The following is an 11,492-nucleotide window of genomic DNA, read 5'->3' on the forward strand; positions in this document are numbered from 1 at the left end:
TTTCAATTTATTTGAATCGCGCACGGTCTAAAATCTTCTGCGCGGTAATTTGGTTTCTCCCCATTGCAGCGACAGAAACGTCTTCGGCCTTAAAGTTACCGAGTGCTTTCAAACCAGGATTTTCAACCTGAACTGAAGCCACTGCTGGCCATTCGTTATTGCCGTCCGCGAAATAAACCTGCGCGGCATCAGTCGCCAGGTACTCGAGAAACTTTTTGGCTGCCTCTGGATGTGGCGCATTTTTGGCAATGCCACCACCCGCGATATTGATGTGTGTTCCGCTCGTGGCTTGGTTAGGCCAAATGAAACCCACCTTGGCCATGAGTGCTTGATCCTCTGGCTTGGTTGAACGCATCATCCGCACTAAATAGTAAGAGTTCGTCAGCGCTACGCCACACTCTCCTGCTGCCACAGCTTTGATTTGATCTGTATCACCACCACGAGGCGCACGCGCTTGGTTGGCCACCATGCCCTTGGCCCATGCTTCAGTCGCGGCCTCTCCACTGCGATCAATCATTGCACCGACCAAAGACAACATATAAGGATGTGAGCCTGAGCGTGTGCAAACCTGTCCTTTGTTCACCGGATCGGCCAATTTTTCGTAGGTATTGACATCCTCGGGCTTGACGCGTGCCTTGTTGTAAACAATCACGCGGGCACGTGTGGAGTAACCGACCCACGTACTGCCACCGCCGTCGGCTTTTGCTCTCAAATTTGCAGGAATGCGCTCGTCAATGAAGGTAGATTTGACCGGCTGAAACATGCCGTCTTTTTCTGCACGCCATAGACGGGCGGCATCCACCAGCAAAATCACGTCAGCCGGGCTTTTTGCACCCTCGCTTTTCAGTCTCTCAATCAAAGCATTGTCGCTGGCTTCGATACGATTGATCTTGATTCCCGTTTCCTTGGTAAAGCCACCGTATAGTTGCTCGTCAGTTTGATAGTGACGCGCAGAGTAGATGTTGAGCTCTTTTGCGGGCTGAGCTGTCTGTGCGCAAACTCCCCCGACAACAGCCATCGACAGCAAACCGGTGGTCAGAGTTTTTAAAGCCAATTGCATTTTCATCAGAGAATGATCCGTAGATAGCCGAATAGCTAGAATATTCATTATAACACTAAATGCGAATCATTATCAATACCGATTTGCTTTAGACATGGCACGGGAAAGAATAATGACTGGGATCAGTCCAGCAATCACGATCGTCAGGGAAGGCAATGCCAACTCCGACAAACGCTCATCTGCTGCGAGCTGATAGGTGGCGACCGCCAGGGTGTCGAAGTTAAAAGGACGCAGCAAAAGCGTTGCAGGCAACTCTTTCATGACATCCACAAACACAAACAAACCAGCCGTCAGCACACTGCGCTTGAGCAACGGGAAATGAATAGATCGCATGGTTTGCCAGGGGGTCGCCCCCAACAGGGCCGCAGTGCCATCCATTGAAGGGGTAATCCTCGACAGACCCGCCTCCACGCTCTGTAAACTCGAGGAAAGAAAACGAATCAAATACGCGTAAATCAGTACCGACACCGTGGCGGACATGATCCAAGCCAACTGAAACAGGCCCAATACAGACAAAATGCCGACGGCCAATACAGCACCTGGAAGCGCGTAACCTAAGCCTAGCAAGCGGTTAACCCACTGCAGCGTGGCGCTTTTGGTCAGACGCGCCCCGTACGCCAGTAACAATGCACACGCGACAGAAATCAGGGCCGTGGTGGCCGATAAACCAAACGAGTTTTGTAGCCAATCCAGATAGCGCGCATCTAGGGTGAGCCCCTGCTCCCACAGCAGCTTAAGCAATGCGGCAACGGGTAATAAAAACGAGCACAGCAAGGTTGAACCACACACTGCAAAGGCCAAAAATGCCTTTTTACCTCGCAACAGGCGGGGAATCGCTGCGCGCTGCACGACACCAGAGCTGACATAGCGCATCCGCGATCGGTTGGTCTGCTCGATATAGAAAATCAAGATCACAAAGACCAGCAATCCCAAAGAAAGCTGAACTGCTGCCAAGCGGTCGCTAAAGGACAGCCAAGCCCTGAAAATACCCGTTGCAAAAGTCTCGACGCCAAAATAGGCCACAGCACCGTAATCGGCCATCACCTCCATCAATGCGAGCGCCATACCGGCAAAAATCGCGGGGCGTGCCATCGGCAGCACTAGGCGATAAAAAGCCTGGAAGCCGCTATAGCCCAATGTTTCAGCCGCCTCGGATAAGCGACCGCTTCGATCCAGGAAAGACGTGCGTGCAATCAAATATACATAGGGGAAGAGACAAAAGGAAAACGACCACATCGCCCCACCCAAAGAGCGCGGATCGGGGAAAAACCAAAGCTGTTCCAGCCCCAGCACATTGCGCAGCATGGTCTGGATCGGACCCGAAAACTGCAAAATGTCGACAAACAGATAAGCCATCACATAGGTTGGGATGGCCAGCGGCAAAATAAGCGCCCATTCAAAAATCTTTTTACCGGGAAATTGATAATTGGCCACTAACCAGGCGTTACCCACCCCCAGTACAAATACACCCGCCCCCACCCCAAACAGCAGTAATAAGGTGGACGTGACATACTCTCCCAATACGGTTTGCCAAAGATGCAACAAGGTGCCTTGGCGACCGAGTTCTTGAGCAGCCTCGCCACTCCCTTCTGTAAAAAAGGGAATAAACAGGCCCAGCAGCGGTAAGGACAACAATACTGCGATCAGGACAACAACTCGACTCATTCGCGATGCGCTCGGCTCAAGATAAAAAGGATTCTGGAATCAAAATGCGGTTAATGAGAAAATTATAAAGATGAATACCAGCCCACCTTTGCTTTCCCTCGATCACGTTGAGATCGGCTACCCACGTCTGGACGGTCCAGGCTGGGTCCCAATTGTCCGAGATTTAACCCTCAGTCTAGCCCGAGGCAGCATTGCGTGTTTGCTGGGGCCTTCTGGTTGCGGGAAATCGACGATTTTGAGGGCAATTTGCGGCTTTGAATCCCTCCAGCAAGGCTCGATTAGCTTGCATGGCAAGATTGTCAGCGCACCCGAGATCCAAGTTGCCCCCAATCTGCGTAAAGTCGGCATGGTCTTTCAGGATTTCGCCTTGTTCCCTCACCTGAGTGTGCTGGAAAACGTGATGTTCGGTTTGCGTGCGCTAAGGCCTGCCAAACGCCGCGAAGTAGGCCTCCAATGGCTTGAGCGCGTCTCTCTCGCGGATAAAGCGGATGCCTATCCACATGAGCTGAGTGGTGGACAGCAACAACGCGTCGCTCTAGCACGCGCCATGGCACCAGAGCCAGATCTGATTTTGCTGGATGAGCCCTTTTCAAGCCTCGACATTGATTTACGCGAACGACTCGCGAGCGAAATGCGAGACATTTTGAAAGTGAATGGCGTGACCGCACTCCTTGTCACGCACGATCAGTTTGAAGCCTTTGCCATTGCCGATCAGATCGGCGTGATGTCCGAAGGTCGCATTGTGCAGTGGGACACACCCTACGATCTCTATCACGAACCCATTAATCGCTATGTCGCCGACTTTATCGGCCGTGGTGTGTTTGTCAAAGGCCGCATCCAGCCCAATGCGATGGTCAAAATCGAACTCGGCGAACTGCAGCTCGATCACGATCACCACGATCCGCTGGACACTGAGGTGGATGTGCTTTTGCGCGCCGACGACATTCAGCATGACGATGCCAGCCACCAACTCGCCGAAGTTGTGCGCAAAACCTTCAGGGGCGCCGATTTTCTGTATACCCTAAGGCTGCCGTCGGGGCAGGAAGTATTGTGTTATGTCCCGAGTCACCACGACCATTCCCTCGGAGAAAAAATTGGTATCAGACTCGGTGTCGACCACGTCGTGACCTTCTCAGACAAAGCTTGATTTAGCCACCACTCCGCATAAAACCTTCTCAAGGAAAACCCTGCATTCGGGCAAAAGTGCCCCATTCCATGTATCTGCCTGTGTAGAATCGCTTTGCCTTTAATGGTATTGCAGACAATTTACGGCCTCGAAAAATTTAAATCGACAAGAGGCAGTCACCGAGACAGAGCAAACCCAAGGATATTGATATGCAGCAGGTTATTTCCGACGAAAGCATTGCGGTCGATCCAAGTTCGAAGATCCTCAAGAAGCTGATCACCATCATCGCCGTAGCGATGTCGCTGTATCACATGTATGTTGCGGGCTTTGGACCTCCAGAGGCCGTAATTTTCCGTGGCACGCACTTGATGTTTGCGTTGGCGTTGGTCTTTTTGCTGTATCCCTCAAAAGCTGAAGGTGGTTTGATTCCTCGCTCTTACGACATGCTGATTTTGGCACTCGGTTTGGCGGCGATCGCGCATATCTTTATTGACTACGAAAACTTTACCAACCGAATCATTTATATCGACGAACTCACCAAAGCGGATGTGTTTTATTCCTTTGTGATGGTGATTGTTGTCCTTGAGGGCACGCGACGCGTGATTGGCTGGGCCCTGCCGATCACTGCCATTTTGTTTGTGATGTACGCAGCCTTCTTTACGCAGATCAAACTGCCTGTGCTTTTAGAGCAGCTTTATCTCTCTACCGAGGGCATCTTTGGCTCAACGCTCGGCGTTTCTGCGTCCTATGTCATGCTGTTCGTGATCTTTGGCGCATTCATGGAAAAGAGCGGAACGGGCCAATTGTTTATGGATTTCGCCATGGCACTGACTGGCCGCAGCGCGGGAGGCCCAGGCAAAGTTGCGGTTGTGAGCTCCTCACTGTTTGGTACGGTCTCAGGCAGTGCCGTGGCGAACGTGATGGTGGATGGTCCCATCACGATCCCCTTGATGAAGCGTACTGGCTTCAGACCTCCTTTTGCGGCAGCCGTTGAATCCGTGGCCTCCACGGGCGGACAGCTGATGCCACCAGTCATGGGTGCAGCGGCCTTCGTGATGGCAGAGTTCTTATCGGTGCCCTATGCACAGGTTGCCTTGTGGGCGGTGATTCCTGCTCTGCTTTATTACGCATCAGTGTTCTTTGCTGTCCACTTTGAAGCAAAACGACACGGTCTGGGCGGAGTCCCTGAAAGCGAGTTGCCCAAATTTGGCCAAGTGATGATGCAACGCGGTCATCTGTTTATTCCAATCCTGATTATCTTGATTGGTTTATTTATGGGCTTTTCAGCACCGCTTTGCGCCTTGGTCGCGGCCATTAGCTGCCTGCCTGTCGCACTCGCACGCAAACTGACACGTCAAGGCATCACTTGGATGACGGTGATCAACGCTCTCGAAGAAGGCGCGCGTAATGCCTTGTCCGTTGCGATGGCGTGTGCCTGCGCAGGCATCGTGATCGGCTGCGTCACGATTACGGGTCTGGGCATTGTGTTCACTCAGGTGGTGATCGAGCTGGCGAACAACTCTTTATTCCTCGCACTTCTGTTGACAGCGGTGGCTGGCATTATTTTGGGTATGGGAATGCCGACGACACCGGCTTACATCGTGATGGTGTCCTTATTGATTCCAGCGATCATCAAGCTCGGTGTTGAAGTGCCTGCCGCACACATGTTTGCACTCTACTTCGCGATTTTGTCTGCCATTACACCGCCGGTCGCATTGGCCGTCTTTGCAGCTGCGAGCTTAGCGAAAGCGAATATGTGGGAGTCAGGCTTTGCTGCGATGCGCGCAGCGGCCCCCGCTTACATCGTACCCTTCATGTTTGTATACGAGCCATCCTTGCTGTTGATCTTTAAAGACGATACCTCTTACCTCACCGTCTTTTGGTCAGTCGTCACTGCGATGATTGGCGTGATTGCACTGGCCGGTGGATTTTTTGGATGGCTGGTGGGCTACGCCACCACACTGCATCGCGTCCTACTATTTGTTGCAGCGGTTTGTTTGATTAAACCAGGCATCATTACTGACACGATTGGCTTTGGCTTGCTCGCCTTTGTCGCGATCACGCAGTGGTATCAAAATAAAAAGACCGCAACGGTCTGAACCTCATCTAAAAATATTGACGAGTATCTTAAGGCGGGGTCCTCTGGATTCCGCCTTTTTTCCGCCTTTTTACATGCCAAAACATCGGGACAACCCCATAACGTTTGCCGCCGAGATTCACTTAAACTGCATTGTGTTACTAAAAAAATTACAACGTAAAGAATCTCCAAGGAGAAAAAAATGAATGCAACAATACGCCGGCTTGCACTGACTGCCGCCGCACTCGCTCTCTCAGGCGCTGCATTTGCGCAGAGCAACACCAGCGGCTTGCCCTCTACCTTAGCTTGGAGCGCTTACGACGTAGGCTCAGGCGGCTACAACCAAGCCGTCGCCATTGGTAATGCGCTTAAACAAAAGTACGGCATTAATCTGCGCGTATTGCCAGGTAAAAACGATGTCTCCCGCACACTGCCAATCCGCGAAGGTCAAGTGCAGTTTTCTGCAAATGGCGTGGGTGGAAGCTACATGGCACAAGAAGGCATCTACGAATTCGGCGCTAAAAACTGGGGGCCGCAACCTGTTCGCGCGCTCTTGCTAAATAACTCAGATCAGATTCTCTCAGTGATCGCGGCTAAAGACGCCGGCATCAAAACCATTGCAGACATGAAAGGCAAACGTGTCGCCTGGGTCATTGGCGCCCCGTCTCTCAATCAAAACATCACCGCCATTCTTGCCTTCGCCAATCTCACTTGGGATGACGTCAAGAAAGTTGAGTTTGGTGGATTCGGTGCAGCCTTGGATGGTTTGATCAACAATCAAGCTGATGTTGCCTTCACTTCTTCAATTTCTGGCAAAGCCTATCAGTTGGCCAAATCACCGCGTGGCGCCAACTACCCCACCATTGCCCATTCAGATAAAGAAGGCTGGAAACGATTGCAAAATCTCGCCCCCTTCTTTTTTCCTTTTAATGGAACGGAAGGTGCAGACCTCAGTCCGGCAAAACCAGCCGAATCCGCGTCCTACCCCTACCCTGTGCTGATGACCTATGCAAAACAAGACGCCAAGCTCGTCAAGTCGATGACCGAAGCCATGTTGGCTACTTTTGATGAATACAAATCAGCTGCACCTGGCAATATCGGCTGGGCACTCGATCGACAGAAATTTGGATGGGTTATTCCCTATCACCCTGGCGCCATTGCCGTCTTTAAGGAAAAGGGCGTGTGGACTGCCGAACACGAACTCAACAATAATATGCTGATCAAACGCCAACAAATCCTCGCAGATACGTGGGCACAAGTCCAAGCGCGCAAACATGCTGATGACAAGACCTTTGCTCAAGACTGGATGGCAAGCCGTGCAGCAGCTCTCACCAAAGCTGGTATGGACCCCGTCCTGAAAAGCTGGTAATCATGCAGCAACCAACACACGCAGCGACACCAAAAAATGTAGACGCAGTGAGCTCAGAAGCTCGGATGCGTCAGCTTGGCCCTGTTTGGCAAACCATCATCGTCTTGTGCGGCAGCTTGACGATTTTGCTTGCACTAAATCAGCTCATGAACTTGGGGTTTTTTGTAGGTGTCACGCTTTTAGATACCTCTTATCTTTACGCAATTGGTGCGCTGCTTGTTGGTCTGGTTTTTCTGATTCTGCCTGGTCACGCCAATGCAAGCCGAAATAGCGTGCCTTGGTACGATGTACTGATGTTTCTCCTGTGCGCCGGCGTTTTTGCATACTTTGCTTTCAATGGCCACAGGATTATTTCCGAAGCATGGGAGTTCATGGCGCCACCTACTGCGATCGTGATCTCCACGATTGGGTGGTTGTTACTGCTTGAGGCGACACGTCGCGCCGGAGGGACGGCAGTCTTTGTCGTCGTGGCCATCATTTCCCTCTACCCCGTTTATGCGGATCTGATGCCAGGACCCATTTCTGGGCTGCCACAAAGCTTTGCCACCACGATGGGCTATCACTTCACGAGTAGCGAGAGTGTCATGGGAATCCCTATGCGCGCTTTTGGTGAGTTAGTCATCGGGTTTGTCATGTTTGGAGCTGTCCTGCAATTCACAGGTGCGGCTGAGTTTTTCAATAATATTGCATTCGCACTCTTTGGCAGAGTGCGTGGCGGCCCTGCGAAAGTTTCAATTTTTGCAAGTGGTCTGATGGGCTCAGTATCTGGCAGTGTCGTTTCAAATGTCCTAACAACAGGCGTTGTCACAATTCCTGCGATGAAGCGGACCGGGTTCTCTCCGGCCTATGCTGGGGGCGTTGAGGCGTGTGCCTCAACCGGCGGCGTATTGATGCCTCCTATCATGGGGGCGACTGCATTTGTCATGGCCTCATTCCTCGGGATTCCATACGGTCAAATTGCGCTATCGGCACTCATCCCCTCACTCTTGTTCTACTTCGGTCTCTTTATGCAGATCGATGGCTATGCCGCAAAAAAGAATTTACGTGGCCTACCCAAAGAAGAACTTCCCTCTATTTCGCGAACCTTTGCACAAGGCTGGCAATACATCCTTGTTTTTGTTTTTTTGATTTGGTTGCTGCTGTTTGAACAAATTGAATCTCTCGCGCCCTTTTACGCGACAGCCTTGCTCTTGGTGATCAATCAATGCACGCCAAAATATCGCTTAAATCTGGCGAAGCTCAGTAAATTAATGCAAGGTGTGACTGCATCTCTCGCCGAACTCGCCGCACTCTTGGCGGGTGTTGGATTAATCATTGGAGCAATGTCGGTCACAGGCCTGGCTGGCACGCTCGCGAACGATCTTGTGTACCTTGCCGGTAACAATATCTACGTCTTACTTGTGATGGGTGCGATCACCAGCTTTATCTTTGGGATGGGCATGACGATTACGGCTTGCTATATCTTTTTAGCGATTGTGTTGGCGCCTCCATTGATTGCCGCCGGTTTTGATCCGGTCGCGGTTCACCTCTTTATGATGTATTGGGGCATGGTGTCATTTATCACCCCTCCCGTCGCTCTTGCTTCCTTTGTTGCAGCGGGGCTCGCAGGTGCGGCACCTATCAAAGTGGGTATGCAATCGATGCGCTTAGGTAGCACGATGTATTTTGTACCTTTCTTTTTTGTGCTCAACCCCGCGTTAATTATGCGTGGTGAACCAATGGAAATTTTGACAGTCGTGGTCACCGCGTTTATTGGAATCATTTTTATTGCCGCAGCACTCGAAGGATATCTGGTCGGATTTGGTCGTTTGGGTCAAGGCGCACTTGCTATTCCATGTCGCTTGATCATGTTTGCAGCAGGACTATGTATGGCATTACCTGGCGGAGACGGACTCGGCTTGAGTAATACGCAACTTGCCATTTTTGGCATCAGCTTAGCGGCAACCTCTGTTGTTCTTGCCAGAGTTGGCAAAAGTGCGGCATCTGGAAATTTAGGAACACCATCATGAGCATGGCCATGATCCACCTGTCTGTCCCGATTAAAGACATCGCATCCACGGTGCGCTTTTATCGGGACATTTTGGGTTGTACGATTACGCGTCAACAGACAGATCGACTCGATATTGATTTTTATGGCCATCATCTCGTCGCTCAACTTTCAGAGCTCGAGTCCTCGCACAAATCAATCACCATCGGTCGTGGCAATTATCCTTTGCGACACTTTGGGGTGATTGTGACCCCTGACATCTACGATCGCATGCTGGCCAATCTGATCGCGGCCAAGGTCGAGTTCGCCATGGCGCCGGACCGCATATTTATTGGCACCCCGCGCGAGCAGTCGGTTTTTCTTGTCTTTGACTACTCAGGTAATGCTGTTGAGGTGAAGGGCATGCCCGACCCTCAACAGGTATTTGCTGCGGGCTAGGCTTTTAAAACCTCTTTGAGAACGACAACGCAAGTGCGAAGCCAGTCTGGTAATTGGTGCTGTATTGCGTTGTTCCAAAAGTGTCTGTCGCAGACAAACGTCCTCCTGTCGTCGCCGCGCCGTACAAGTCAATACGTGAGGTGCGATCAAGCGCATAGGACAATCGGGCAAACACAGGGATAAAACTATTTTGACCAATGCCATTAGCCACTGGACTATTCTGATTTAGACGAAAGCGATACGAGCGATAAGCACCACCGCCTGCGATCGTCCAACGCTCAGTCAGGGCATAGGCGAGTTCAAGTCCTGCACCGCCTGCTGGGCCAGCAGGCAGTGAATTCGCGAGTCGCAATTTGTCGGTGATGTTCCAGTTCACCAACAAATAGGGAAAGACCTTGGTCTCATCGATTTGACGGAAAACACCCGCACCCACGCCAAGTGTCAGATCTTTGGAGAAGGTCCGCGCAACACTCATGACTGCGCCGTAGGTTGCCGTGCCGCCGGTACCTGTGCCCGTCTCACCTGACCACTCCACAGTAGGTGCAAAACCGAAACGCCACTCTGGACTAGGCGTATATGCAAAATTCATCCCCAAAGCGGGAGTGTTGATCGCAGTCCAAGGCGCTTGACCTCCAAATGACTGAAGATTGCTCCAAGACCAGTTTTGATAATTGTATTTGGCGCTGACACCCGCTGAAAATGCACTAGTGACCTGACGCGTGACATTCACGTTTGCCGAAGCATCTTGCCAATTAAAACTGCCGCTATCGACGATGCGGGTATTGAACTGACTTAAACCCGTGACACCAACGGAAACACTCGTCTCGCCAGGAGCTTGACGGGGCTGGGCCATCACCGCAGCACACAACGTTGTCAAGGCGAAGGCAACGCCAATACGAAAAGAGCCAGGCATATTCAGCATATTTATTTATCCATTTATACCGCAAACCGAAAGACCCACAGTCCTCATGCGCATCAGCGAGACAACAAGCGTCGCGCAAAATAGGAGAGCGTATCCACAAGAATCACCAACACAATCATGGCGGCCAATACGCTGCTTGTTTCTTGCATTTGAAACAAACCCATATGAAAAGACAGCATCTGACCGAGACCACCACCGCCGACAACGCCTAGTACGGCCGCCGCCCGAATGTTGTTTTCCCAACGATACAACGCATAGGACATTAACTGGGGAGAAACTGTCGGAAGTGTTGCATACAGGAACACCCGCCCTTCCCCCACCCCTTGAACGCGTAAGGCAGTGGCGGCATTTTGTGGTGAGTTTTCAATCGACTCTGCAAAGAGACGACCCAAAACGCCCGTCGTGTGCAAGGCTAGCGCGAGTGTTCCAGCAAAGGGACCCAACCCGGCAGAAATCAGCAATAACGCCGCCCACACTAGTTCCGGAATCGCACGTAAAGCATTCAGTAACAGCCGCGTCAGGAAGCGCCACTTCGCTGGATCACCGACGTAGCTGCGGCTGGCTGGCACTGCCAGGAGTATGCCAAAAATAGTGGCGATCAGCGTACCCACGGCAGACATAGCCAAGGTCTCAAGGCTGGCGCGCAATAATTTATTTAAAAACACGGGTTCGAGGTTAGGCGACACTAGTTCACCTAAAAACTTACCCATGCGACCCAGACTTTCAAACGAGAGCACGCGCGCAAGCTGCAAGTCCAACGTCCAAAAACTCAGGACGATCAGACTGACGGTCCCCATCAACACCCAAAAAACAGTCGAGTCTAGGCGAAGCCAGTGTTTAGGGCGAGT

Annotated in this window: 9 protein-coding genes; 5 read left to right on the forward strand and 4 right to left on the reverse strand. The window is 51.5% G+C overall.

All coding sequences use genetic code 11. From position 1 onward, the window contains the following. Positions 1-7 precede the first annotated feature (7 nt). Together WBJ47_RS03320 and WBJ47_RS03325 are read right to left on the reverse strand one after the other, a co-directional pair. Complete coding sequence (locus WBJ47_RS03320) at positions 8-1,018, reverse strand: extracellular solute-binding protein (protein WP_422245587.1); 1,011 nt, start codon at positions 1,016-1,018, stop codon at positions 8-10. 114 nt (positions 1,019-1,132) lie between these two features. After that, positions 1,133-2,725 (reverse strand): ABC transporter permease, encoded by a 1,593-nt coding sequence (locus WBJ47_RS03325; protein WP_422245513.1) that lies wholly within the window; start codon positions 2,723-2,725, stop codon positions 1,133-1,135. Between the two features lie 70 nt (positions 2,726-2,795). On the opposite strand from WBJ47_RS03325, the gene WBJ47_RS03330 reads away from it, so the two are divergent. From WBJ47_RS03330 to WBJ47_RS03350, 5 genes are all read left to right on the forward strand, one after another. Beyond that, entirely contained in the window at positions 2,796-3,872 is a 1,077-nt protein-coding gene (locus WBJ47_RS03330) for an ABC transporter ATP-binding protein (RefSeq protein WP_422245511.1), read from the forward strand. 188 nt (positions 3,873-4,060) lie between these two features. Further along, positions 4,061-5,950 (forward strand): TRAP transporter permease, encoded by a 1,890-nt coding sequence (locus tag WBJ47_RS03335; protein ID WP_422245510.1) that lies wholly within the window; start codon positions 4,061-4,063, stop codon positions 5,948-5,950. Between the two features lie 180 nt (positions 5,951-6,130). Next, on the forward strand, positions 6,131-7,297 hold the full coding sequence (locus tag WBJ47_RS03340) for a TAXI family TRAP transporter solute-binding subunit (RefSeq protein WP_422245509.1): 1,167 nt from the start codon (positions 6,131-6,133) through the stop codon (positions 7,295-7,297). A gap of 2 nt (positions 7,298-7,299) precedes the next feature. Continuing rightward, entirely contained in the window at positions 7,300-9,306 is a 2,007-nt protein-coding gene (locus WBJ47_RS03345; RefSeq protein ID WP_422245507.1) for a TRAP transporter permease, read from the forward strand. Beyond that, positions 9,303-9,722: a VOC family protein gene (locus WBJ47_RS03350; RefSeq protein WP_422245505.1), complete on the forward strand. Its 420-nt coding sequence runs from the start codon at positions 9,303-9,305 to the stop codon at positions 9,720-9,722. Before WBJ47_RS03345 ends, WBJ47_RS03350 begins: the two co-directional genes overlap by 4 nt. A 4-nt stretch (positions 9,723-9,726) precedes the next feature. On the opposite strand, the gene WBJ47_RS03355 is transcribed toward WBJ47_RS03350, so the two are convergent. Then, positions 9,727-10,644 carry a DUF6268 family outer membrane beta-barrel protein gene (locus tag WBJ47_RS03355; RefSeq protein WP_422245503.1) on the reverse strand — a complete coding sequence of 306 codons (918 nt, stop codon included), beginning with the start codon at positions 10,642-10,644 and terminating at the stop codon, positions 9,727-9,729. Positions 10,645-10,697: 53 nt separating this feature from the next. Next, positions 10,698-11,441 carry a phosphonate ABC transporter, permease protein PhnE gene (gene phnE / locus WBJ47_RS03360; protein ID WP_422245585.1) on the reverse strand — a complete coding sequence of 248 codons (744 nt, stop codon included), beginning with the start codon at positions 11,439-11,441 and terminating at the stop codon, positions 10,698-10,700. Between the last annotated feature and the right edge of the window lie 51 nt (positions 11,442-11,492).

It is taken from the genome of Zwartia sp., assembly GCF_049655405.1.
In the GTDB taxonomy this organism is placed as follows: Bacteria; Pseudomonadota; Gammaproteobacteria; order Burkholderiales; family Burkholderiaceae_B; genus Zwartia.

What these genes read in the sequence shown, in the direction of transcription:
- WBJ47_RS03350 (WP_422245505.1), top strand. Translation starts at nt 9,303, where the DNA reads ATGAGCATGGCCATGATCCACCTGTCTGTCCCGATTAAAGACATCGCA.
- phnE (WP_422245585.1), bottom strand. Translation starts at nt 11,441, where the DNA reads ATGGGGACCGTCAGTCTGATCGTCCTGAGTTTTTGGACGTTGGACTTG.
- WBJ47_RS03335 (WP_422245510.1), top strand. Translation starts at nt 4,061, where the DNA reads ATGCAGCAGGTTATTTCCGACGAAAGCATTGCGGTCGATCCAAGTTCG.
- WBJ47_RS03325 (WP_422245513.1), bottom strand. Translation starts at nt 2,725, where the DNA reads ATGAGTCGAGTTGTTGTCCTGATCGCAGTATTGTTGTCCTTACCGCTG.
- WBJ47_RS03330 (WP_422245511.1), top strand. Translation starts at nt 2,796, where the DNA reads ATGAATACCAGCCCACCTTTGCTTTCCCTCGATCACGTTGAGATCGGC.
- WBJ47_RS03345 (WP_422245507.1), top strand. Translation starts at nt 7,300, where the DNA reads ATGCAGCAACCAACACACGCAGCGACACCAAAAAATGTAGACGCAGTG.
- WBJ47_RS03340 (WP_422245509.1), top strand. Translation starts at nt 6,131, where the DNA reads ATGAATGCAACAATACGCCGGCTTGCACTGACTGCCGCCGCACTCGCT.
- WBJ47_RS03320 (WP_422245587.1), bottom strand. Translation starts at nt 1,018, where the DNA reads ATGGCTGTTGTCGGGGGAGTTTGCGCACAGACAGCTCAGCCCGCAAAA.
- WBJ47_RS03355 (WP_422245503.1), bottom strand. Translation starts at nt 10,644, where the DNA reads ATGCTGAATATGCCTGGCTCTTTTCGTATTGGCGTTGCCTTCGCCTTG.